Below are 24,851 nucleotides of genomic sequence, written 5' to 3'. Positions count from 1 at the left end.
GGGGGCTGCACTATTTTCCACTTACTGTTTCATTTTTATGTTTTGAATTTTTATTCCTTGTTTTTATTGCACCCAATTCATTCCAGATTTTAATATTGGGTGGCATTATGGTCTGTTTTATCCCCAAAGGATATTTTTCAACAATAAGGCGGGCCATTAAATAACAGATACTGGACTCGGCCCCTTGATTAATGTTCACGTTTTCACTTTCAAGGCCATCATAGCACCCGCCATTTACCGGATTGTACATAATTTGCTGAAGGTGGTTGTTGCCTAAAAACCAACTGAACGCCGTATGCAGTTGCTGGGCATATTTCTTTTTCTGGGTAACCTTGTAGAACAGGTCCAAAGAAAGGATGGTGTAAGCAACTTCAATGGGTTGTTCGCCGTAGAAAACACGTTTGTTCCTTTTATGGAACCAGCCATCATTGGAAATTACCGTTATCTGCCCTTTCATAAAATACTGAGACAGCAAAAAGTCGAACGTAATTTCGGCAACTTCCCTATACCTTTGATCCTTGGTAATTCGCCAAGCATATAACAGGGCATCGGGCAAGACGCTGTTCGCATAGGTAAGGTAGTCTTCAAACCATTCCCATTGGTTGTCGGCACTTATATGGAAAATGCGCAAGAGCTCATCGGCCAGTTTTTGTGCTATGGCAGTATAGGTTGTTTCTTTTCTGTTTTTTTGATAAAAGTAAAGGCCTTTTAGCACAAAACCCAAGGCTCTTGGCGATCTAAAATTGGTTATGTTTGGGAAGGCTTTTTTAAAGCAGCTTTCGGCTTTTATCACTAAATGTTCAGGAAGCTGTGATGCCTCCGAAAATAGATACCCCAGTGCCCATATAACCCTGCCATTAGAGTCTTCAAGGTTTACTTCGGAGTTTTGGTCTGTGAAGTTTTCATTGTAATCTACATAGTTGTAGAATTCCCCATTTTCCTGCTGGCAAAACATGATGAAGTTCAAATAAATTTCTATTAGCTGAAGAGTTTTTTTCGAAGCTTTCTGTTCATAATACATTAGCATGGTTATCAAGGCCCTTGCGTTATCGTCAAGCGTATAGCCAAAGGATGGGTCTGGTTCATCAAAACTTGAAAACTGAAGGATGCCAAAGTTGGTGGTCATATTTTCAATATGCTCTGTTTTAATGGTGGGCAGCACAAATTCCAGTGGGTTTTGATTTTTTAAATATTCCTGAAAGACATCAGCATAAGCTAGCGCTACATTTTCCCAACTAAAGGCGCGCATTTGGGTAAACGCATTTTTACCCATTGAGGTTCTTAAAGTGGGTTGTTTCAATAAGTCAACAATGGCGTTACTTATTTCCGAAGCATCTTCAAAACCGTTCAACAGTATACCAGTACTGGGATCCAGGCATTCCCTAGAGTGGGGAATTGGGGTTGATATAACGGGATTGCCACAACTCATTGCATACGCAAAGGTACCGCTTACCGCTTGGTTGGGATCTTTTGAAGAAAATATATAAATATCAGAAAGCGTCAAGTATTCTAGTAATGTTTTGAGTTCCAAATACTCATTAATAAAGATAACATTTTCATTGAGGCCCAACTGATTTACGAGTTCCATAAGTGATTTTCTATAAGTCTCACCCTCATTTTTTACTACCTCCGGATGGGTTTTACCTAATACAAGATAGATGGTGTCTGGGAAATTGTTGAGTACTTTGGGCAGAGCGCGAAGCGTCGTTTCTATTCCTTTATTTTTACTGAGCAGGCCAAAGGTGGAGAGCACCATCTTGTTTTGAAATCCATACTTCTCTTTAAGGGCTTGCTGCTCTTTCCACAGTACAATATGTGTCCCGTGTGGTATAACCTTTATTTTGTTTTTTTCTATGGAATAATCTTTTTCCAGTATCTCGGCGGACCTATTGGTGAGTACAATAAACTTTTCGCTCAGATCATCCAGTGCCTGCATTACTTTCAATCGCTTTAAGTCTGGGTTGGGTAATACGGTATGGAACACACAAGAGATAGGGATGTTAAGACGGAGCAGGAATGCTACCAAATGGCTTCCGTATTCCCCTCCAAAAAGTCCAAACTCGTGTTGTACACAAACCATCCCAATATCTTCCCTTTCATTCAACTTATCGGCAACTTTAAAAAAGGAATTCAGTTTTTGTGCCTCTATTATATATGAGACTTCCGTGGGATATTCATCAATGTCGCAACAATCGTTTTCCAGAGCGCATACCTCTATATCCATTGAAGCACCAAAACTGTTTTTAAGGGATGTTATAAGGTCTTTTGAAAATGTCGCTATGCCACATTGCCGGGGTGGATAGGAACAGATAAATAATATTTTCAGCTTTTTCATGGTTTCATTGTCTTTTTTAGTTCATCCAATAATTGTTTTAGGCTGAGTTTAGCCACAGCAATATGTTTATCTGCCGCCCCATAATAAATATGGAGGTTATCTCCAAATAGCGCAGTTCCCGTAGGGAATACTACATGGTTTACCACCCCTTTTAGTTCCCATTCCTCAGAAGGTGAGAATAATGGATACGGCAGCCTCCCAATTATTTTTTTTGGCTCGTTTATATCTAATAGTGCTGCGGCCGCATGATACGTTCTACCAATATGGGTTTCACAAACACCATGGTAAATTATGAGCCAGCCATCTTCTGTTTCTATGGGCGGGCATCCTGCGCCCAGATAATTCACTTCAAAATCGTACAATGGATCCATAAGGATATGATTGGTAAGGTTCTTTATGTGGTCTTCCCAAAATTCCTTGGTAAGGTCTTCCCACCTTTCAAACTGGACTATTTGTATTCCAGGCCAAATACGATGAAGCATTACGAATTTCCCGTTGATTTTTCTAGGAAAGAGTACGATGTCCTTATCCCTCAATAACCTATGTTTTTCCTCTACCATACCTATTTGGGCAAAAAGGTTGTAGTAATGGAAATATTTTGGATTGAGTTTATCCTGATTGCAATGTTCTAAATGAAATTTATACTCCTTGTAATTCAAGGGCGGCGTAATAATACCTTTTTTCTCAAAATTTATCATGTCTTTGGAGGTAGCCAAGGCACCCATGGCATTTACGCCATCATAAGCTGTATATGTTAAATAAAAAGTATCTTCAATTTTAACGATACGTGCATCTTCCACGCCGTGATTTTCATAGTCGAAATTACGCCCTATCAAGGGGCTTGTTTTCCTCTCTATAATATCTAAATGTTCGTTGGTTTTGGCATATCCAATGGTAGAGTAGTTGCCATCTTCCACCGCACGGTAAAAGATATGCACTTCTTCACCTTCTTGAAATATTCCGGGATTTAACACGCCGTTGTTTTCAAAAGGATTTTTAGTGGGACTAAGCATTATTCCTTTTTTTTCTATTGTTATCCAGGTATTGATTTGATGTATATGTTCCATATTGCTATATTTAATTTGGGTCTTTCCTGTTGTATTTATCCTTTAGCCTTACAATATCATTTTCATCAAAATTCCCAAAAGCTATTTCAAGTATGCTCACGGAGGCATTGGCTGTTTTTATTTGATGTACGGTCTCCTTTGGGATAAAAAATTCATCCCCTTTTTGGCCCACAGTTGTTTTGTCGCCGATGACGAAATTCCCTGTTCCTTCAAGCACTCTCCAGAATTCTTCTCTGTTGTGGTGATACTGAAGGCTTAGCTCTTCGTTTGGATTGACCGTAAGTATTTTTACGGTACTTATCTCATTATGGGTAAAGCGTTCAAAGTTTCCCCATGGTCTTTCTTCTTTATAGGTTTTCATTTTCCAAATAGTTCTAAAAGTTCATATAATTCAGTATTTACCTGATGTTGTTTGACTACTTCTTCAAAAGAGGTTAAATGCAATTGATTATTCAAAATTCCAACCATCGCGTTCTTTTTACCTTCTGAAAGAACGTTTACACTTGCCACTCCAAGTCTAATTCCCAACATTCTATCTAAAGCAGAAGGATTTCCGCCTCGCTGTACGTGGCCAAGTTTGGTGATTCGTAAATCGACATCGGGATTAACCTCCTTTATTTTTGAGGAAACAAGTTCAGCACCTATTTCATCACCTTCAGAAACCACGACAAGGAAGGCATCTTCGCTATCGTAGTTTTTAACCTTGTCCAATAGGTATATAAAGTCTTTTGCGCTTTCTGGAATTAGGATGGCATCTGCACCTACCATCAATCCCGAATGAATAGCGATATAACCTGAATCCCTTCCCATTACTTCAACAATAAATACGCGGTTATGGGATTCGGCGGTGTCCTTTATTTTATCAATATTTTCAATGGCTGTATTTACTGCGGAATCAAAACCAAGGGTGTAATCTGTACCGGAAATATCATTATCGATAGTCCCAGGAATACCTATAAATGGGATATCGCATATTTCTGAAAAAGCCAATAGACCTTTAAATGTGCCATCGCCGCCAATTGCAATTAGGGCATCTACGTTGTTCGCTTTTATGGTTTGCAATGCTTTTTTTCGACCCTCCAGTTCCAGAAATCGCTTGCTCCGTGCTGTTTTTAGGACAGTGCCACCCTGGTGTACTAACTTTTGTAATTCGTGTGATTTTAAGGATATTAAATCCCCATCTATCAACCCTTCAAACCCTTTTCGAAAACCACTAATTTTTATACTCTTTGCTTCAGCGGATTTGGCAATGGCGTACAGAGCAGCGTTCATACCAGGGCTATCGCCTCCAGATGTAAATACGCCTATATGTTTAATTTTAATAGTGTTCATTAGATATGGTTTTTTGTAACTTTTTTTCTGAAATAGTAAAATCTTGGATTGTGCTCCAAACAAATTCTGCTTCTTTCAAAAAGAATTGATGGTCTCCTTCCGATGAAGTAATCAGGTGTGCATTTTTAAATTCCCTTGATAATTTTAAGGCATTTTCTAAAGGTGCCGTGATGTCTTTTTCTCCGTGGATAAAAAGCACGTCTTTATCCTTAATTTTCCTTGCCATCGCATATAAATCTGTTTTCAAGATGACTTCAGTGAGCGAATAATAATAACTCATCCAATGATGCTTTTTTGCATCTTCATAAACTTCATCCGTTAGGTTATCGGGCTTGAATGCACGTGACATAAATATGGGATGAATCATACAGATGTATTTTGAGAATTTACTTGACGAAATTCTATCCACAAAGGAATGTGTGGACATTACTTTTTTAAATTCATCTGCATCCTTATAAACAGGTATGCCGATAAAAATTCCTGCCTTGAACCAATGAGAATATTTCTCTAAAAGTGCTAATGAAATTATCGCTCCCATTGAATGTCCCGCGATAGTTGTTTTTCCATCATTGAACCCTTCTTTTTTTAAAATCAATTCTAACGCTTGCAGTTGCACCGATAAGGAATAATCACTTTTTGGTTTTGGCGAATCACCAAAGCCGAGAAGGTCTATCAAAAGCAATGAATGTGTTTTTGTTATGCTTTCTAATTCGCGTTTCCAATAATTCAACGAGCCTGTTAAACCGTGCAACAAAACAAGTTTGTTCTCTCCAGAACCTATTGTTTCATAGTTCAATAAAGTTTTGTTGGCATCAAAAGCTGGTTGCTTACCAATCTTGTAATGTTGATAACCTGCTATAGCAATAACAGGAAAAATAAACACTATGGATATGAGTAGTAATGTCATTGTTTTGAACTTTCATTTACTATATTTCTATTTACTAAAATTGGCGTTTTACCATAAAACTTATTGAAGACTACACAAGCAGTTAAATCACCAGTTACGTTAACAGCAGTCCTGAACATTCCTAACAGCCTTTCTACTCCAATAATAATGATTATGCCTTCTGAGGGTATGCCAACGCTACTGAGTACTGAAGCCAAAATAACTACACCACCACCTGGTATAGCAGGTGTGCCAATGGATGCAGCTACAATGGTAACGATGACCACTATGATGTTTAGTAAACTCATTTCCAAGCCATAGGCTTGAGCGATAAACAGCGTAGTTATGGTTTGATAGAGTGCAGTTCCATCCATATTAACTGTAGCACCAATGGGAATTATAAAATTGCTGATGGTCTTGTCTACTTGTAGTTCCTCTTCAGCGGTTTTTAGTGATAAGGGCATCACAGCCGCAGAACTTGTCGTTGAAAAAGCCAATAGTTGTACATCCCTTATTTTTTTTAGGAATTGAAATGGGTTTGTTTTTCCCAATAGTGCAACAAGTCCTAAATAGAAAATCACCAACAATAGAAGGCCAAGAAGTACTACTCCTACATAGTATGTTAGACCAGATAAGGAACTTAATCCAACACTAGAGGTAAGCTGCGCCATAAGACCAAAAACGGCAATAGGTACTAGAAGCATTGACCATTTTACTACCGTCATACAGACTTCCTGTATGGCACTTAAAAGAAGCTTTACTGGGCGCAGTAAAGAATCCTCAAGTGATAGCACAGCTACACCAATAATGATTGTGAAAATCACAATACTTAACATTTCACCACTTACCATTGAGGCCAAAGGATTTTCTGGAAGCAAATTTGATATAGCGTCAGGGATGTTTTCTAGGCCGAATGACAACCCAGTGTCTTCTGAGTTAACAGATGGTAAATCGTTGTGCTCAATTAGTGCCTGTTGGTGCAAGAAGCGTCCTGGTTTGAAGAGCTGAGAGATAATGGTACCAAGACTTACCGAAACTATAGTAGTGCCTAGAAAATAGAGTAACACACCACCACCTAATTTTTTTAGGCTGCCCTTATCATTACTTGCAATACCAGTGATGATAGATGCAACAATCAAAGGAATCATAATCATTTGAACCAACTTTAGAAAAAGTACACCAGGAAGTGCTAGCCAATTACCTGCCACGTCAGCTGTTTCTTTAGATATCCAACCATTTTGAGGACTCAAGAGCAAACCAAACCCAACACCTAGAAACAAAGCGATAATTACTTTGAGCCATAGGCGATTCTCTACCAGTTTTACCAGATAGTCGTTTAGTGATTTAAGTGATTTTATCTCCGTGTCAAACATTTCCTATTTTGTTATGCTATACTGATTTTTGAATCCAAGTAAACACTTTGAACCAACTTCAATAATTCAACGCCTTCACCGAAAGGCTTTTGAAAAGCCTTTCTTCCTAATATTAGCCCTGAGCCTCCAGCACGCTTATTAACTACTGCTGTTGTAATAGCTTCAGTTAAATCAGTTTCCCCTTTAGAGCCACCACCTGAATTAATCAATCCTATTTTTCCCATATAGCAATTTGCTACTTGTAATCTGCATAAATCAATAGGGTGTTCTGTAGTGAGCGTTTCATACATTTCATCATCATATTTACCGAAATCGATATTCTTAAAACCAAAATTGTTGGTTGGAAGTTTTTGCTTAATAATATCTGCCTGTATGGTTACACCTAAATGATTTGCCTGACCAGTTACATCGGCAGCTGCGTGATAATCTTCTTTTTCTGTTTTGAATGCTTCGTTTCGGGTGTAGCACCATAAGATGGTTGCCATACCCAGATTATGAGCCTCTTCAAAAGCTCCTGAAATTTCTTTGAGCTGTCTATTGCTTTCTTCAGAACCAAAATAAATAGTAGCACCCACAGCAACGGCTCCCATATCCCAAGCCGCTTTTACCTTATCAAATAGTGTTTGGTCATATTTATTAGGATAGGTAAGTAGTTCATTGTGATTAATCTTCACAATAAAAGGTATTTTATGGGCATATTTTCTGGCATTTAGTCCCAAAACGCCAAAGGTTGATGCTACTCCATTACAACCAGCTTCTATAGCGAGCTTAATAATGTTTTCTGGGTCAAAATAATCTGGGTTTTTATAGAATGAGAAAGCAGCACTATGCTCAATGCCTTGGTCAACAGGCAGGATGCTTAAATACCCAGTTCCTGACAGATTTCCGTGACCGTACAACTGTGAAAGACTGCGTAGTACCTGTGGATTTCTATTGCTATTAATAAAAACCTTGTCAAGGCTATTATCACTTGGTGTTAGTAATTCATCTTTTGTTATTTTTTCACAGATGTGATTTAAATAATAGGGTGCTTTTTCGCCTAATATTTCTATAATGTTGTTGCTTGTTTTCATTTTGATAAGAATTAGTGTATACCTAAGCTTTCATTGGTTTTAGATATAGATTTAGTCCCATTTGCCTCTATTCCAGTAAGTGCCCTTATAGCATCTATAGTTTCTGGTATTACTATAGCTTGGTTATCCACGATATAGGCATAAAAGAGTTCATCTCCCACTACCTTTAGCATATCTTCCCAAAGTGCAACTTCATACATATCGCCCCAAGGTCTTCCCATATCCAAAAACATTTCTTTAATGGTATTGTTTGAGACTAGGCCTTGGTCATATTGAATAAACTTTATACGACTAGACGTTTTAAAAGCATTTAAAACTTCTTCTTTCGAGGCTTGCTTTTTTAACTTCACATTCCAATAATGCATATGACTGAGGGTTTCAGGGACTTTTACCGCAGAAGTAATCACGTCCAATTCTGGGTCGACACTTTTAGCATCCGGACCTTGATGGCTCGGGATATCTCTTTCGGGAACCATTGTATTCATTATACCACCCAAATGACTTTCCCAAGGGTCTGTAGCTCTTCTTAAAAGCGTCCCTCTGGCATAATCCAATAAATCAGCTCTTTTTAACGCGGTTAACGTTCTTAATATAGAGGTTGTATTGCAAGAGACTACTCTGGTCGCATCTCTATTTAACGCCGATTCATAATTATTTTCGGCACTAAAGGAATGCCCCGTGGTTTCGTGTTTTTCGCCACCGTGCAATATGAATTTGATGTTCTGTTCCTTATAGATTGCCACGTTTTGAGCTGCAATCTTTTTAGGGGTGCAATCCACAACAAGGTCTGACTTATTTAAAAGTTCTTGCATATTTCCTTTTATTGTAATGCCTTCAGACTTCATTTTGTCTTCAGCTTCATCAGTTGCTGAATAGATATCGTACTCTTTTCTTACCGCATTTTGAATGCGCCAATCGCTTATGATATCACATACTCCAGAAAGCTTCATATCATCCTGTAGGTTGATTGCATCGGCCACTCTTTTTCCTATTACTCCGTATCCTATTACTGCTATTCTTTTCATATTATATTGTTTTAAGTGTTTGATTTTTTATTAAAATGATGGAACCGATAATGCCTGCAATTATTGAAGAAAATAAAATGCCGACTTTAGCGGTATAGATAAATTCCTCATCGGCAAATGCCAATTCGTTTATAAAAAGGGACATTGTAAACCCGATACCAGCTAGAAAGGCAATTCCGTAGATGTGATACCAAGTAATGTTTTTAGGAAGTTTTGCTAATTTTAGAAAGACCAAAATTTTTGAAAATAAGACGACACCAATAAACTTTCCGAATATGAGACCAAAACCTATTCCTAGACTTATCGGATGGGTAAGTACTTCCAACACTTTGCCGTGTAGGTGAATACCAGCATTAGCAAAAGCGAATAGTGGTAGTACGATAAAATTCACAAATGGATTTAAAGCATTTTCAAGCTTTTGGAGTGGTGTTTCAGCTTCTGAACTTGTAGTTTTGATTTCTTCTAGTATTTCTAATTGGGAATGAGAAATTAGCGAACCTCTTACAGGTTTTTCTTTATTGAACTTGTTGTGTAATGTCGCAAGGCGTTGTAAAAATGTAGCCTCGTTTATTTTTACACGACCTGGTATAGCTAGGGCTGTTAGTATGCCAGCAATAGTAGGGTGTACTCCTGAGAAGAAGAAAGCTAGCCAAACACCACCTATTCCTATAATGGCATAGAACCAAGTTTTTCGTACTCCAGCATAATTGCCAATAATTAGTAATCCAAAGAAAAGAAAGGCGTGAAATAAATCCATAGTGGATATACCAGAAGTATAAAAAAGTGCAATTACCAATACACCGCCTAAATCGTCAACGACAGCAAGTGTTACTAGGAAGACACGTAATGCAATGGGTAAGCGTTTTCCGAAAAGAGCTAGTACACCTAAAGAAAAAGCAATATCGGTAGCCATAGGTATTCCCCAACCTTGTGAAGCTTCACCGGTAGTGTTGAGGATAAAATATATGAGGGCAGGAAAAACCATTCCCCCAATAGCGGCACCAATAGGCAATACTGCATTTTGAGGTGTTGATAGTTTTCCACCTAATATTTCTCTTTTTAATTCTAAACCAACCTGAAGAAAGAACAGAGCCATTAATCCATCATTAATCCAGAGTAGTAATGGTTCGGTCAATTGAAAATTACCGATGCTAAATGAAATAGTAGTATTTAGAATATTTTGGTAAGTGCTTTGCCAAGGTGAATTTGCCCAAAGCATAGCTATTGTTACTGCTATTAAAAGCACAATTCCTGTGTTACTAAATACTTTATTCGTAATGTTCCAGACGCTATTATGTGCAGTACTTTTAGTCATTGATTGTTATTTTTTTTACTGCGGGTTGCGAATTGATTTTGGATTTTGATTCTGATGGTTTGTTGAAATTTCTAATAATCAGGCGGTTGCTCTTTTCGTAAGTGAAATAGCTTACCGCCCAATTAAAACCAACCATCAATCTATTTCTAAAGCCGCTAATGGACATAAGGTGAACGATAGACCAGAGTAGCCAAGCGAAATAACCACCAAATCTGAATTTGCCTAAATCGGCTACTGCTTTACGTTTACCTACTGTCGCCAATGAACCTTTATCGTGATATTCAAAAGGTTTAATAGGCTTGTTTTTTATGATATTTAGGATTGATGTACCTAAGTACTTTCCTTGTTGAATAGCTGTTTGCGCGACCTGTGGATGCCCTTTTGGTGTTTTTTCGGTAATTACAGCCGCTATATCACCAATGGCGAATATGTTTTTATAATCTTCTACCATCAAAAAGGGGTTGGTTTTAATACGGTTACCTCTGACAACATATTTTTTGTCAATACCTTTTGGAAACTGGCCTTTTACACCTGCTGTCCAGATTAGATTTTTTGCCATAATGATGTTATCACGATTTGTGATAACCTTTGAGCCATCATAATTACTTACTGATTCATTGAGTAATACATTTACATTCAAATCTTCTAGGTATTTTAGGGTTTTTGATGATGCCTTGTCTGACATCGAGCTTAACAACTCACCCCTAGCTTCTATCAAATAAATGTTCATTATAGTTGAAGGGTATTCTGGGTAATCTTTAGGAAGGATGTATTTACAGAATTCCGCTAAAGCTCCAGCCATTTCTACTCCTGCAGGACCGCCTCCAACAATCACAAAATTGGTTAGTGTATCACGTTCTTCATCATCACAGGTAATAGCAGCCTGCTCTAAATTTTGCAACATCATATGTCGGATATTGAGAGAATCGCGAATATCTTTCATCCCCAAGCTGTTATCAGCTACGTTATCCATACCGAAGAAATTGGTAGTTGTTCCTGTAGCTAACACCAAATAATCGTAATGAACATCTCCTTTATTGGTTCTTACAATATTTGAAGTAGGTTGAATTTCTTCTATTTCTGCCAATCGAAAAACCACGTTTTTATAACCGTTAAACTGCTTTCTGAAGGGAAACACGATGCTATCGGGCTCTAGGGCACTAGTTGCCACTTGGTAAAGTAATGGCTGAAACTGATGAAAGTTGTTTTTGTCAAACAAAACCACTTGTACCTTTTTGTTCTTTAGTTTTTCTACCAAAGCCAAACCTGCAAAACCACCGCCTACAATAACCAAACGCGGCCAATTGGTGTCTGGTAGGCATATATCATCTGTTACTTTACAAGTAGATTTTGATGATATACTATGTATGTGATTATCTTCCATAATTATTTTAGATTCTCTAACTGTTGTTTTTGTCCCTTGCTATCATTACCGAACATTTAGCGTGGGTGGCTAAATATTGTGAAACAGAACCCAATAATAGACGTGAGAGCGCACCCTGACCTTGAGAGCCAACTACAATTAAATCAGCATCCCAATCTTCAGCCTTTTCTAGAATTGCATTTTTGGGTAGCCCGCTAACAACACTGGTGGTTATGGTAAGTGTCTTATTTAAATTCTTAAGGTTGTCACTAGCTTCCGAAACAATTTTTTCACCCAATTTTTGAGCACCGCTTATGAATTCTTCATAATAATTGTTTAAGCTACCACCTGTAGCCATCAGTTCAGGGCCTAGTGCTGTAGGAAATTCGTAAACGTTTATAATACAAATCTCCGTACTTGGTGGCAAGGTTATTCTGTTAAGCTGCTCAACAGCTGCTTTACTGAAATCTGAACCGTCTAGAGCCAATATTATTTTCATAATTTTTAGTTTATTAATTGAAATATTTTAGGCTTTATTTTTACTTATAAAGCTTTTGGCGTCTTGTTTTGAAGCGAAATAAAAGACGCTCCCTTTACTTTTATCCTGAACGATTACAGCGTTGGCCTTGTCTACTTTTGTATCATCAATCGGATTACTTCCAAAGCGGACATTGTCAATGTTTTTCTGAAGTTTTTCAACACAGCCTTGACAACAACCAAAGTAGGTTGTACCATCTACATCTATCGGTATTTGTTTTACACCCATAAACCTGTCGTTTACCATACAGACTTTTTCATTCGGTACTATTTCATAAGTTGTTTGAGAAGCAACAGCTGAATTCATTTGAATGGGTTTTGTTTTAGTGACTGCAAGCGTAGCTGTTTCAGCCTTATCTTTTTTCTGGTTGGAACACGAAAGCAGTATTATTGAGGCTAAAATCAAAAATAGAATACTGATTAATAGCTTGTAGATTCTTCCGCTTGGATTTTCTACTGTTACTACTATGGGTTCATTGTTCGGTTGTTTAAAATGTCTTCGTTTCATTTTTTAAATTATTATTGATTATGAGTTTTATTTAGGCTAATTAGTTTATGCCAATACAAGTGTTCGTATAAGCCAGACCAATACATTCCAAAGGTGAAGGCAAAAAGTAATTCTTCAATTGGGATTCCTAAGACTAGAATATGGGTGAGATTGTCGAGATTCCAATATAGTTCCACATACTGGGGGTAAAATGGAAGAATACTTCCAAAGTATATGAAATACAGTATGGTAAACAAGATGCCCCCAACCCATATCTTTCTTTTTAAATCTGGGCGACAGTATAGCGTGGATAGACCACCGATGAACATTGCTATAGTGCCACAATAAATATGATTAAGTGTTGTTAAAACTGCTAGAAAAAGGAAAACTACAGCAGGTATAAATAAGATATATTTATGCAAAAGATGTCTTCTGTGATTTCGCTCTGTATGGTCTACTTCAATAAGGTTTTGTTTAAAAATTAGATTATAAAGTACCACGCCAATACCACCGATGGCAAAAGAAAAAATAAGGCTTTCGATATCAAAACTTGTTTTTTCTGCCAAATTAAAAAGTGACGGTGGCATCCAGTATTCTGGCACAAACAATGGTTCTGTTAAACCAAAGGGCATTGTAATAAGACTCATTTTGAGCATTTCTTTTCTATACGCTTTTTTTGACAGGTAGATTATTGCCCAAAGTGCAAGAATAATTAGTGACCATATAAACCAGACGTATTGCATAATTTTAAGTTTTTTGGGTTTTTAAATAATCCACTGTTTCCTTTACAGTTAAAGGATAAGTGGCATTACCTGTCCGTACATAAAAAGTTGTACTCGTTCCATCCTTCACATACACAGGCTCTTTAGAAGTTTCAATGTCTATGACGCATATATCCTTTTCATTCACAACATAAAAAGAAATGTGATTGCTGAAACAGGCTTCGTGACCTAACTGTGTTGAAATTATCCTAAAAATTTCACGCTCATAGCCATCCCTATTTTTGTGCTTAAGTGTCTTAAAATCGTTTTCCAGTCCCAGGATATTTCCATCGTCGTCAACACCCAAGACTAATTTTCCGCCTTTTGCATTCATAAAACCTACAATGGTCTTGGCGATGACTAACTCCAGCTCGCGGTTGGTGATTTTCCTATAATAATCATAGCGTATGGAAGATTTGAATTCCACCCGTTCATTTTCGCCGTCGTGTATCAATTCTTTAATATCTCGTATAAGCAATCGCTGCTGTGTACCTATAAGCCTATTTTTTCTCCTGAGGGTTGTAAAAAACAGACCTGAAAGTAAACCTAGAAAAGCCCCTAGGACTGTTAGCATGAGACTCATTCCTCTCATATTGAAAGTGAAAGACTTTAAAAATTGGGGTTCTAGGACATCCCAAAACAGGGAAAATGAGAATAACGTATTGTTAAATTCAAACCAATACAGTACCATTGTAAAAGGATGGACAAGAAAATAAAAAATGCCGCTCCAAATTACCATTTGGATTAATATTGTTTTGATATTACTTGCAGTACTATTCACTTATTTTACTTTATATAGTTGTGCTCTAAGTTTAACAAGTCTTCACGGTCACCAAATTGCTTGTTGAAAATTTTACTGAATGAATACACCACGGACAATTGTAACCTATGTTCGTTTTTGCCAAATAGGGTTTGCGTAAAACCTGAATTTTCGGTATAGCGGTATTGAATACCGATATCGAAATTTTCGCCCATTCGATAAAAACCGTTTGTTATGAACATTAACTGGTCCGAATCTGTTGTTAAATCATTGAAAGATTTATATCCACCACCAACGGAAACTTGAAAGTGAGGGCGCTCTAATTTTTGTTTTAAGTACCTGAAAGTACCGAATAGAGATGTTGACTGCGTTCGCGTGTAATCAAAATAGTCATTGAGTTGGGTAACTTCTTCCCAACCCAGATTTTGAATGGCTTGAAATTTGAAGTCCATAAAATTTATTGGGTCGGGCTTTATATTAAGTACCGTACTTAAGAGTATATTTTTGACGGAAGATTCAAAATCATTTGAATAGCCAGGTCTGTCGGTAAAATAGTTGTTGTAGCTCAACCCAATTTGCTGTACTATATTTCTGTTCCACCTTTGGCTTTGAGGTACTTGATAAACCAACGAAATCCCCATAGAGTTTAGCCTAAAATCATCAGGTTCTAAACTGTCGTAGAAATTTTCACCGTGTACCGAAACAAAAAACCGTTGTTTAAAGATGTGGGTATACTCTAGTACGTTGGAATATTGGTCACGCTCTGTATTTATGCCATCTGAAAAAGGGTTGAGCGCATATACGAACTGTTGAGCATCATCGTCGCGCAGTGTTGGGAATTCGTTTAAATTGGTCTGTGCAAGTGTACGTCCTACCCTAACCACATTTTTTTGGTCTTCGAGTCTAATAAAAATATTATTATAAAAGACTTCACCAAGATTTGAATTTGCATCGGGAAATTGAAGTCCAAGGACAAACTGTGCCCTCCAATTATTGTATAATTTTTGGCTAAGACCCATCAATAACTGTGTGTCTGAGAAATCAGAAACTGCACTAGATTCATCAGAATTGAAGTTTAGATTTCCCGAGAAAACACCTTTTGCACCAATTTCAAATTCTGGTGTAATCTGAGCATTGGTCAGCCCTGAAATAAGTATCATTAGATATATGAGTTTTTTCATTGTGTTTATTTTAAAATTATTCGTCAAGGGCTATTTTTGGAAGTTTATCTTCTCCAAACATCATTTTATTCATACTGTCCATATTTTCATTTTTCATTGTGTCCATTCCTTTCATATATCCCATACCAGCATTTGGATTATACATAGGGTTGCCTGAGTATTTTGAAATCACCAGTTCTTCGGCAGGCAAGTCTTCATATACTAAAGCCAATAAGTTACCACCTGGATATAGCCCGTTATTGGTTACTTTGCGCGTATCATGGTCGTGAAATGTCCAAATGCCTCTATTGGTGCCCTCAACAATAATGTCAAATGTTTTACCAGGCGTAAGAGGCACTGTATTGCGCTTGAAAGGATGCTCAAGAGGAACTCCGTCATCCGCCACCATCCAGAAATCGTGTCCGTGCATATGCAAATGATGTGTTTCTGCACCAGCATTTATAAGTCGAATACGAATGTTCTCACCAGATTTAATAAAGAGATAAGGCGTAGATGGATATGACTTCCCGTTAACAGTAAACCAATTGGCTTGTGGTAAATCTGAATTTGACCTTCGGTTGGTTACATATGGTGGTTGATATCCGTTTTCCATACTAGCTGTAAATTGCTCCTTATTGTCAAATACTGCCCATTGTTCACTATTAAAGCGTCCTTCTTTCATTAAGTAACTACGCTGTTTCATTCGCTCTAACATGCCATTCATTTCTTCCCTAATATAGTTGGTGTCGTGAGCGGAATAGACCAACGTATATTCTCTTTCGTATGGAAACCTTTCTTTGATTGTGTCGTTTGGATTTTCAACAATAAGGCTGCCAAACATACCTGCCTGCATGTGCATTAAGGTTCCCCAATGACAGTGATAGAAATGTGTTCCTTCAGGTTTTGCAACAAACTCATATATAAATTCGTTTTTTGGCATCACCGGCAGTTGTGTGACAAAAGGAACGCCATCCATTCGCCAGGGAACAAAGATGCCGTGCCAGTGGATGGTATGGTTTAGGTCGGTTTTATTGATAAATTTCACCCGAACTTTGTCACCGGCATTTACTCTTATCTCAGGCCCAGGAATCATATCATTAAAAGCTAAGGTGTGATATTGGTAACCTGGTGCAGGCTCGTGTGTATGTAGGTCTATATAAAGCTCAAATTCTTTCCATTCGCCATCTCTTTTATAGGGCAAAGTTTGAACGAGTCTCTTACTGTTTTCAGTCTTAGCTTCTTTTGCTAGTAAATTGCCAGGAATAAACAGCATTCCTGCTGTAGACATTGCGCCAGTTGCTAGAAAATCTCTCCTATCCATATAATTAGATTTTTTTAAGTTGTGCATTGTAGAATGCAGCAATACAGGCACCAACCAGCCAACCCAGTATGAAGGTCTGTATGATTCCCAGACCAGCTTCCCATAATGGAACATCCATTCTAATTATACTTGTAGTGTCCAAGCCGTGCAAAAGGCTATTGAAAAAATCGATTGTGCCTTCACGACCTGTGGTTGACATTACTATCATACAGCCCATATAGATTAGTGCTCCGGTTAGACCAAAGGCAAACCCGAGTTTTTTTACGTTTAATCGGTACATAATTTTATAATTTTGAATTAGTTTTAATTAATTGCTCTTAATGGCAAGGCTCCATACCTTCTTTGTCTTTCATTTTCTGACACATTGAATCAGCTATATTATCGTGCTCTAATGCGTGATCGCAAAACGTATCGCTTAAATGTTCATCAGACGCTATTATTGGCATAAAATGATGGTTAGTGAGAACCATGAGGTCAGGATATTTAGTAATCATAGCACTTAATTTTCCTGCCAAAATAGTGTCCTTGGCAGCGGCTTTTACCAACTCATCCACCATCATGCCAGTTGCGTGGTCATTATTCATCATCTTGTCAATATACGTTTTGCTTAGGTCGTGATCTTCTGTCATCATGGCTAAAATCTTTTCCTGTTGTGATGGGTCTTTAAGCATTTCACTTATAGAGTTTTCTTGTTTTTGTGAGCAAGCAGAGATCGTTAGAGCCATCAATATCACTCCTGTAGTTCTTTTTACTGTTGTTTTCATTTTATTTTTAGATTTAGAAGTTATTATTCTGATTTTAAAATCTTTTTTGACTCTTCATATTGCTCCTTTGTAATGAAGCCTTCAGCAAATCTTTTCTTAAGAATATCTAGAGGATCTTCTTTTTTTGTTTTTTGATAAGGTATATCTGTTGGGATTAAAAAAATCCAAACGATGAAAATGAGCCAAATAATCCACCATATAAGGTGCATACCTCCAAAATGTCCGTCGTATAAATGCATAATTTTTAGTTTTAAATTGTTATTGATTTATTTTTGAAATTGTATATCCGTTGAGATCATCAAGTTGCTTTTGTATGTCTTCAACCGAGAGCGTTTCGTTCATAGTGATAATTGTAGCACCTTTTGGTGCCAAAAAAATCTCTACTTTTTCAATATTGGGATGTTCTTCCAATATTTTCTTGACCCTTGCGACACATCCGCCACAACTGATTCCTTCTATTTGAAATTTCTGTTTCATTGTGTTTAATATTAATGATGCTGATGTTCTTTTCTTTTTTCTGTTGAACCATCAGCAGACTTCTTTTGATTATGGCCGTGACCATTATGGTTCCCATTATTGTGCTTGTGCCCTCCGTGGCCGTGAGACCCGTGTGGCATAAACAGGTGTATAGCGAACATAAATAGTATGAAGATGAAAAGGGACGAGCCTCCACCTATGCCAAAAGAAGGTGCTAAAAAAATGAACAGAAGTGGTAATCCACAGCCAATAATCATCCATATCCAGTGATTGTTTTTCATAATTTTTTAGTTTTAAGGTTATTATTTGTTTTTTAAACCCATTACCCGTAATCTGTTCATCCTACTAAGGGAATGAGTTGTCAGCTATTAATTAGCAGATTTTAGAAACTCCTCAATCTTCTTGCTTTCCTTTTCTGTAAGATTCGCTCTTACTCGCATATGTAGACTAATGGTTTCCCAATCTGTATCGTTATAATCTGAAGGCGAAGGTGCAATATGACACCTGTTACATACCTCGCCCCAAAGTTGAGCTCCTGATTTTTCCATTTTAAATTCTTGGTCACTACCTGCTACCTCCGTTTCTGGAATAGGCGTATAAACTTCTTTTGTAGATGTACAAGCGACTATCGTAATTAGAACAACAAGAATCGATGTTACAGTTACTGTTATTTTGTATATTCTTTTCATATCTCTTGATTTATGATTCAATTAAAATCCAATCGCCCAATGGATAAATAATCCATCAGTGTTGGTAATACCATCTCCATCGTGACCACCTTCAGTTTCGGTAGTTTGATAACTAAGCTTTAGCACAGAGCGCCAGCTTAACCAATAGTTGAGTCCAAAGGCATACTGAACTGATGCTTCTTCCCATTCTGCGCCTTCTGGAGTATTAAAATCAGAGTACCGCCCTACGAATTCTAATTTCTTCATAAAGTCACTTCCTGCCATCGTAGGCCTGTAACTTAATTGGGCGTAAAATGAGTTGCTTTGATTGTTAAAGGAATACTCTTCGGCATCCCCATCCTCGTGTACTTCTACAAATGTTGCTGTATCTACATTAGAGTTATTATACTGGGTTTTGATATCTACAATTCCCTTTAAAGGTGTTATAGGCTTTACATATGAGAAGTCTAGCGCAAAAAGAAAGGCACCCACATCCTCATATTGAGAGTTTTCCTCACCAGTTCCACTTGTCGAGTAGGCCGAAAATCCTAATTCTGCCGATGAATCGGAAAATGGAAGTATTCCTATTCTACCACCATATGCTTTTGCTAGGTTATTATCTTCAAAATTTTCGAATTGTAAAATACCTGCTTCCTCGGGTTCTTCACTACCATCATTTATCCTTGGTCCATTGGTTGAATAAATAGAATAATTAAGCCTTGGGCCTCCTAAGTCAAAAGCACCTCGAAGTTCTACACCAATTCCAGAGGAAGGCGCAATACCATCGTGTCCATACCCGAGAGGCGCATTAGGTAATCGATTTATCCAAGCAGGATGTAATCGTTCCATAAAGGTTCCGAAAGGCAATAGGAATTTACCTGCTCTAATTGTCATATTCTTGTTGAGGACGTACATCACATCTGCGTATTCAAGTCCAATCTCCAATTCATTTCCTTCTAGTTTAAATTCTAATTCGGCTTCAAACATCAACCTGTCTGAATGCTTGTAGAGAAAAATTGGTGCATAGGTTAAGCCTAGAAATGTTGATTCTGTTTCGTCATTAGAGTCCATATATTCAAACCCCGTATGTCCGTAACCACGAAACATAAATTGGGTTTTACTCGGTTCAAAAGTATTATATGTTTGGCCATAAATTTGATAGCCAAAAGCAAACACGAAAAGTGATAAGATTAGCTTTTTCATTATTTCAGGGTTCTTAAATAGTTAATAAGTTCCCAGCGTTTTTTCTCTGGGATTGAGGTTTTGTATGAGGGCATAGGTGAACGTCCTTGTTCTATCTTCCAGAAAATTGCGCCGTCAGATTGTGATTGAAAAGCTGAACTTGTTAGGTCTGCTGGTTTTGGTTTAAGCCCTGTGCCACCCATACCATCACCTTTCCCTTTAGGACCGTGGCAAACAAAGCATAGCATTTTGTATATCTTCTTACCAGATGCCGCTGCCTTTGCATCACCTTTTAATGGGTTCTTGATTTTATCTGCGCTTGCCGGAGCTACCCAATTATCTTGTTCTATAGGAGTATATTCTGTTTTAGGGGATTTGATAAACCCTACTGTTAAGAAGTAAATTAATCCTAGTAGGGTTATGCTGAAAAAAATCTTTTTTGTTTTCATATGATTAGGATTTAGTTTGTGTTTGTTTTTAAAAATGTTTTAGATTCGGTCTGGATAGAATTCAATGCGAAATCTTTCTTAGGTTCCATTTATTGTCATCGTTTTTTACCACTATCAGATTATCAGAAATAAATTTAGATGTGATGACAGGCGGATTTTTGCTTTTAGTGTATTTCGGAGAAGTATGTTTAGCCAATTGAGTTAAATGGTCTGTAACATCTCCATTTTCATCAATGACCACCTCAAAATAATGGTAGTTAACAACATCTTTTTTAAAGATATCATTATATCCTATGGTCTCTTTATGTACTATTAATGCCAAGGCCTTGTCGCCTTGAAAATTTGAGACATTTAGAAACTGTGGTTTGATACTTATTTTTCCTTTTTTGTCAATGAAGCCATAATAAAGTACACCATCTTTTTGATGAGTTATAATGCATTTTCCATTACTGAACAAAGGATAGTTACCCTTGTCTGTTTTGGTCTGTACAAAGTCTTTTCTAAAGTCAATGATTACGGAGCCGTTTTGGTTAATAAATGCCCATTCATTTCCTTTTTTCACTGCGGCAAGGCCATCGTGAAAAGGGGAGATAAAGTCAATATTTTCTATGGTTTGCCCAATTCCTAGCATTGGGATAATTAATAATGTAAGGAAGATTGTTTTCATTTTGATTCATTTTAGTTTGATGAAATTAGAGAATGACATTAGTCTTCATCTACATAACTTTCGTTCTTATCTATATAATTTCATCGTAATAATTACGCTTCCAATTTTCTGTGTTTTTATAATCTGTCATGCTCATTCCAATCACATCTTTAAACTGTCTGGATAAGTGATTTACACTGCTGTAATCCAATAAGTATCCTATATCAGAAAAGGAATGTTGTTTAAGTTGAATGAGTTCCTTTACTTTTTCAATTTTTAATCTTATAAAGTACTTTTCAATGGTGGTCTTTTCCTTAGATGAGAACAGTTTACTTAATGCCTTGTAATCTCGATGAAGGGTTGATGACAAATGTTCTGAAGTCTTAACCTTTAAGGTCAATGGCAGTTCAACAAGTTGTTCAATCAGAATAATTTTTATTCTTTCAACAAGCATATCTTCTTCGCTTTTTACAATCTCAAAGTCATTTGCGTGTAGCACTTTGGTAACATCTTGGTTAATTTGTGCATCGCTTAATTCTGGTGCTTCCACTAAAAGCTTTCCTAGTTCTAGCGAAAGGACAGTTATTCCTAGTTCTCGTAGTTCTTGCTTTATTACTTTTAAGCAACGACTACACACCATATTTTTAACCCAAAATTCTTTTGGTTGTGTCATATTTATAAGGTATTGTTATTGGGCTTTTGCTCAATAGTTAATCCTGTAATTGTATGTTTTACAGTCTAATGAGTAAATAATGCTATAGGAAATTGGGTACAATAGTTTATAGCCAATAGGCTATGCGCTGGCTATAACTAATTGTGCAGTAAAAGGGCTTTTACTGCGATGCAGAAAATCAAATTAAGTAAGTCTCGTATAGAGTATGTATATCTTTGGACAACAAGGGCGGCCTATAGGCATCAAAAGGAACTATATTTTTATCCAGTCCTTCAAAAAGGTTGATGTAGGAGTAAATAAATGTATTAAAGAAAACTAAAGTGTCAATCTCTAAGACCGTAGTTGATTTTTTGAGGGTATCATTAGCTTCTTTTAGGATAGTCTGATTGTCGCAACAATCCTTTTCTTGTAAAGATGTACATTTCTTAAAAGGATTATCTTTCTTTTGAACCTTGTCTTTACAAGCTTCAGCTTTATTAAAGAATGCCATATCCACTAATTTGTCACAGCAAAAATGCATATTCACCGTAAAAGAAGAGGTGGACAACAATATAAATGCTGCCAAAAAGAAAGACAATATTTTTGTAAAAAATGTTTTCACATTGTAAAGTTAAGAAATTTTGTTTAACGTTTGGAATATAATGTAATTAAATCTTAATGATATAATTCGTTTAATATCAAACGCTTAATGATGTTAAATGAATTTTCACTCATACAAATGTAAATTTAAAGATTAAACAGAAATATGATATTTGTCATATATTTTGATTTTCTAAAATGCATAAGCTATTGAAAAATTTAGACCAAATGGATGTCCCGGACGTAACCCTGCTGGAACCCTCGATACCGCATACGTTTTATTAAAAAGATTTATAATATTAGAAGACAGGGTAAAGTTATTATCAATAAAATAACGGGCAGATAAGTCCACTATAAAATTTGAATCTACTTTAAAATTCTCTGGGATTGGTCCAGAACCTGCTTTTGTTCTGAAGGCACTTGTGAATCTTGAGTTTACGTTTACTTCAAACTTACTATGCTGTAACCCTAATGACGAGTTAAATTGATTTTTTGCAATATAGGGTATTTCGTCACCTACAGTGACTATCCCATAAATATCCTCATTACTATCAAAACTGGATGAAAATTCAGTATCAGTAAGTGTGTATGAGATGGATAAGGGAAGTTTAAATCTACTACTTTGTTTGTACAACAGGTTGTAATTAAGTAAAAACTCAATACCGCTTACACGAACTTCGCCTGCATTAAATTGGTCAAGGCTTCCTGTACCACCAGTAGCGGCCAAATCACTTCCAAGTAGGTTTTGGTAGTCATTGTAAAAGCCTACAACTTCGCCGTTGAAACCTTTAAAGCTAAATCGGGAACCCAATTCATAATTAATACTTTCTTCAGCATTTTGCCCTGGCGTATTACTTGGCGGCGAAAAGCCTTTATGTACACCGCCAAATATTGATAGGGAGTTACTGAACCTATAATTAGCCCCCATTCCGGGAATCCAGACATCCACTTCGTTTTCTCTAATTGACAGGTCTTGACCCGTTCGGGAAGGGTCATTTGTACCATAATCTGTTCGGGTCAATGTAATGTTTTCATAGCGCAACCCTGGTGTCAATGTCAAATTTTCAATTTTTACCGTGTACAGTAAATGAGCTGCCAATGCTTTGGCACTGACTATACGGTTGGCATCTGTTCCTTTTTCGCTAACTGTAGTCCTTATTAATTCTTGGTTTTGAAACGCATATCTATCCACCCATTGAAACCTATCCTCGTCATCTTCGTGATATCGTATTCCCGCTTCTAAGTGCTGTACCCATTGATTACCCCATTTTAGTGTGGCAACAGATTGAATTCCATTTGAAGTATAAACCCTATTGTTGGCCTTTATACCTAATGCATCCGTTTGGGTGTCTTCGTTACCCAAGAGGGTTTGATATTCAGAAGGAAAATTTTCTGGTGAAGACAAGATATTGTTGATACCTACGCGTTCGCCCAAATTTACATCATCTAATTTATACCAATTTCGTTTAAATCTATTGAGATAGCCTGTGGTCCTTATATCAAGTGATGCTGACAAACGGATAAAATGGGTAAGCTGGTACTGTTGGTGTTCTGCGTTCATAACATCTTCTGAAGAAGCTCTATATCTTCTAAAAGGGTTTTCCTCAAAATCTGCATCTGTCAGCCCCAAATAGGTCTCGTTGGCAACTTCCTCTGAATATTGGATTTTAAATAGTAGCGACTGATAGATTTTGGCATCTAAATTTGTATTTATTCTGAATTTGGCCAAATAATCTGTCTTGTCGAAACCTGTATTACCACCACCGTCTAAATCCTTAAAACCATCAGAACTGTAGTTGAAATAATCCGTCACAAACCCAAAATTCTTAAAACTATTGCCTAATACCAACTGGGTGTTTCTTGAATCATAGTTTCCTGCAGCAATCGACACTTTTCCAGAAAATTTTTCCGGTATTCGAGAGGATATCATATTTATGGCACCACCTGTGGTGTTGGGCCCGTACTGTATTTGACTGCTTCCCTTTAACACTTCTATGGCTTCCATTCTGCCAATAGTAGGAAAATAGTAAGCAGCCGGTGCACTGTAAGGAGCAGGTGCAATCAAGACACCATCTTCCATTAAATTAATTTTAGCGCTACGCTCGGGCGAAGTACCACGTAAACTAATATTGGGACGTAATCCAAATCCATCCTCTTCGTAGATGTTGATGCCTGGAACAGTCTGTAAAATTCTATTGATGTTGGTATAAGAGAATTTTTTTAAATCCTTTTTAGAAATATAATTGGCCGAACCAGTTTTGTTTCTAGCCTCAAATTGGCTTCCAATTATAGAATTACCAATTATGATAACTTCTTTAAGTTTCTCTGTTTGTTTTTGAATTGTGTCTGTTTCATTACTTCCGTTTTGAGACCAGATTACACTACTTATAGCGATCATTAAAAAGGAGAAATAATATTTCATATTACTATTTTAATTTAGATTGAATAAAAATAAAAAAACAAAAATATGTATATGAAATCGAAAAATCAAGGTTATTTAGAATTATTCTTAACTGTACCCCTCTTCGAACCGAATCACTTTTATATCATATAGAAGTTTTTAGAAAATGTGATTTTTATCATATTTATCTATAGACTAGTATACTAAATTTGTATTT

The 24,851-nt window shown here is 36.9% G+C and carries 28 protein-coding genes; all 28 read right to left on the bottom strand.

Going from position 1 to position 24,851, the window contains the following annotated elements; translation table 11 throughout:
• Positions 1-10: 10 nt before the first annotated feature.
• Positions 11-2,335: a glycosyltransferase family 4 protein gene (locus N456_RS04160; RefSeq protein ID WP_082422422.1), complete on the bottom strand. Its 2,325-nt coding sequence runs from the start codon at positions 2,333-2,335 to the stop codon at positions 11-13.
• Positions 2,332-3,402 carry a glycoside hydrolase family 130 protein gene (locus N456_RS04155; RefSeq protein WP_062054213.1) on the bottom strand — a complete coding sequence of 357 codons (1,071 nt, stop codon included), beginning with the start codon at positions 3,400-3,402 and terminating at the stop codon, positions 2,332-2,334. Before N456_RS04155 ends, N456_RS04160 begins: the two co-directional genes overlap by 4 nt.
• Positions 3,403-3,412: 10 nt before the next feature.
• Positions 3,413-3,763 carry a phosphomannose isomerase type II C-terminal cupin domain gene (locus N456_RS04150; protein ID WP_062054211.1) on the bottom strand — a complete coding sequence of 117 codons (351 nt, stop codon included), beginning with the start codon at positions 3,761-3,763 and terminating at the stop codon, positions 3,413-3,415.
• Positions 3,760-4,734 carry an ATP-dependent 6-phosphofructokinase gene (locus N456_RS04145; protein ID WP_062054431.1) on the bottom strand — a complete coding sequence of 325 codons (975 nt, stop codon included), beginning with the start codon at positions 4,732-4,734 and terminating at the stop codon, positions 3,760-3,762. The genes N456_RS04150 and N456_RS04145 overlap by 4 nt, the downstream gene beginning before the upstream one ends.
• Positions 4,721-5,641, bottom strand: coding sequence for an alpha/beta fold hydrolase (locus N456_RS04140; RefSeq protein ID WP_062054209.1), 921 nt, complete (start codon positions 5,639-5,641; stop codon positions 4,721-4,723). Before N456_RS04140 ends, N456_RS04145 begins: the two co-directional genes overlap by 14 nt.
• Positions 5,638-6,993 carry a dicarboxylate/amino acid:cation symporter gene (locus tag N456_RS04135; protein ID WP_062054206.1) on the bottom strand — a complete coding sequence of 452 codons (1,356 nt, stop codon included), beginning with the start codon at positions 6,991-6,993 and terminating at the stop codon, positions 5,638-5,640. Before N456_RS04135 ends, N456_RS04140 begins: the two co-directional genes overlap by 4 nt.
• 11 nt (positions 6,994-7,004) lie before the next feature.
• A complete protein-coding gene (locus N456_RS04130; RefSeq protein WP_062054204.1) occupies positions 7,005-8,066 on the bottom strand; it encodes a class I fructose-bisphosphate aldolase in 1,062 nt (353 codons plus the stop codon).
• Between the two features lie 11 nt (positions 8,067-8,077).
• Positions 8,078-9,091 carry a type II glyceraldehyde-3-phosphate dehydrogenase gene (locus tag N456_RS04125; protein ID WP_062054202.1) on the bottom strand — a complete coding sequence of 338 codons (1,014 nt, stop codon included), beginning with the start codon at positions 9,089-9,091 and terminating at the stop codon, positions 8,078-8,080.
• 1 nt (position 9,092) lies between these two features.
• Entirely contained in the window at positions 9,093-10,406 is a 1,314-nt protein-coding gene (nhaA, locus tag N456_RS04120) for a Na+/H+ antiporter NhaA (RefSeq protein ID WP_062054200.1), read from the bottom strand.
• Positions 10,399-11,790, bottom strand: coding sequence for an NAD(P)/FAD-dependent oxidoreductase (locus N456_RS04115; protein ID WP_062054198.1), 1,392 nt, complete (start codon positions 11,788-11,790; stop codon positions 10,399-10,401). Before N456_RS04115 ends, nhaA begins: the two co-directional genes overlap by 8 nt.
• A gap of 16 nt (positions 11,791-11,806) precedes the next feature.
• Entirely contained in the window at positions 11,807-12,268 is a 462-nt protein-coding gene (locus N456_RS04110; RefSeq protein WP_062054196.1) for a universal stress protein, read from the bottom strand.
• Positions 12,269-12,295: 27 nt separating this feature from the next.
• The gene (locus N456_RS04105) at positions 12,296-12,814 is read right to left on the bottom strand and encodes a hypothetical protein (RefSeq protein ID WP_062054195.1); all 519 of its coding nucleotides are present in this window, start codon (positions 12,812-12,814) and stop codon (positions 12,296-12,298) included.
• Between the two features lie 11 nt (positions 12,815-12,825).
• Positions 12,826-13,536: a lycopene cyclase domain-containing protein gene (locus N456_RS04100; protein WP_062054194.1), complete on the bottom strand. Its 711-nt coding sequence runs from the start codon at positions 13,534-13,536 to the stop codon at positions 12,826-12,828.
• 4 nt (positions 13,537-13,540) lie between these two features.
• Positions 13,541-14,335 carry an AlbA family DNA-binding domain-containing protein gene (locus tag N456_RS04095; RefSeq protein ID WP_082422421.1) on the bottom strand — a complete coding sequence of 265 codons (795 nt, stop codon included), beginning with the start codon at positions 14,333-14,335 and terminating at the stop codon, positions 13,541-13,543.
• A gap of 5 nt (positions 14,336-14,340) precedes the next feature.
• Positions 14,341-15,495, bottom strand: a complete 1,155-nt coding sequence (locus N456_RS04090) for a hypothetical protein (protein ID WP_062054192.1) — start codon at positions 15,493-15,495, stop codon at positions 14,341-14,343.
• A gap of 16 nt (positions 15,496-15,511) precedes the next feature.
• Positions 15,512-16,795, bottom strand: coding sequence for a multicopper oxidase family protein (locus tag N456_RS04085; RefSeq protein ID WP_062054190.1), 1,284 nt, complete (start codon positions 16,793-16,795; stop codon positions 15,512-15,514).
• A 4-nt stretch (positions 16,796-16,799) separates the two neighbouring features.
• Positions 16,800-17,075, bottom strand: a complete 276-nt coding sequence (locus N456_RS24960) for a DUF5676 family membrane protein (protein WP_062054188.1) — start codon at positions 17,073-17,075, stop codon at positions 16,800-16,802.
• A 37-nt stretch (positions 17,076-17,112) separates the two neighbouring features.
• Complete coding sequence (locus N456_RS04075) at positions 17,113-17,559, bottom strand: hypothetical protein (RefSeq protein WP_062054186.1); 447 nt, start codon at positions 17,557-17,559, stop codon at positions 17,113-17,115.
• Positions 17,560-17,582: 23 nt separating this feature from the next.
• Positions 17,583-17,798 (bottom strand): SHOCT domain-containing protein, encoded by a 216-nt coding sequence (locus N456_RS04070; RefSeq protein ID WP_062054184.1) that lies wholly within the window; start codon positions 17,796-17,798, stop codon positions 17,583-17,585.
• A gap of 19 nt (positions 17,799-17,817) precedes the next feature.
• Positions 17,818-18,036 (bottom strand): heavy-metal-associated domain-containing protein, encoded by a 219-nt coding sequence (locus tag N456_RS04065; RefSeq protein WP_062054183.1) that lies wholly within the window; start codon positions 18,034-18,036, stop codon positions 17,818-17,820.
• 11 nt (positions 18,037-18,047) lie between these two features.
• Positions 18,048-18,176 (bottom strand): hypothetical protein, encoded by a 129-nt coding sequence (locus N456_RS25100; protein ID WP_262482801.1) that lies wholly within the window; start codon positions 18,174-18,176, stop codon positions 18,048-18,050.
• A gap of 228 nt (positions 18,177-18,404) precedes the next feature.
• A complete protein-coding gene (locus N456_RS04055; RefSeq protein WP_148639182.1) occupies positions 18,405-18,725 on the bottom strand; it encodes a hypothetical protein in 321 nt (106 codons plus the stop codon).
• Positions 18,726-18,746: 21 nt separating this feature from the next.
• Entirely contained in the window at positions 18,747-19,811 is a 1,065-nt protein-coding gene (locus N456_RS04050; RefSeq protein WP_240315477.1) for an OprO/OprP family phosphate-selective porin, read from the bottom strand.
• A gap of 95 nt (positions 19,812-19,906) precedes the next feature.
• A complete protein-coding gene (locus N456_RS04045) occupies positions 19,907-20,335 on the bottom strand; it encodes a c-type cytochrome (protein WP_062054179.1) in 429 nt (142 codons plus the stop codon).
• Between the two features lie 61 nt (positions 20,336-20,396).
• Positions 20,397-21,002 (bottom strand): WG repeat-containing protein, encoded by a 606-nt coding sequence (locus tag N456_RS04040; protein WP_062054178.1) that lies wholly within the window; start codon positions 21,000-21,002, stop codon positions 20,397-20,399.
• Positions 21,003-21,072: 70 nt separating this feature from the next.
• Entirely contained in the window at positions 21,073-21,654 is a 582-nt protein-coding gene (locus N456_RS04035) for a helix-turn-helix domain-containing protein (protein WP_062054176.1), read from the bottom strand.
• A gap of 178 nt (positions 21,655-21,832) precedes the next feature.
• The gene (locus N456_RS04030) at positions 21,833-22,255 is read right to left on the bottom strand and encodes an HYC_CC_PP family protein (RefSeq protein ID WP_062054174.1); all 423 of its coding nucleotides are present in this window, start codon (positions 22,253-22,255) and stop codon (positions 21,833-21,835) included.
• A 171-nt stretch (positions 22,256-22,426) separates the two neighbouring features.
• Positions 22,427-24,655, bottom strand: a complete 2,229-nt coding sequence (locus N456_RS04025) for a TonB-dependent receptor family protein (protein ID WP_062054171.1) — start codon at positions 24,653-24,655, stop codon at positions 22,427-22,429.
• Between the last annotated feature and the right edge of the window lie 196 nt (positions 24,656-24,851).

This window comes from Aquimarina longa SW024, from assembly GCF_001401755.1.
GTDB lineage: Bacteria > Bacteroidota > Bacteroidia > Flavobacteriales > Flavobacteriaceae > Aquimarina > Aquimarina longa.
This window is presented reverse-complemented; position numbering and strand designations above follow the sequence as displayed.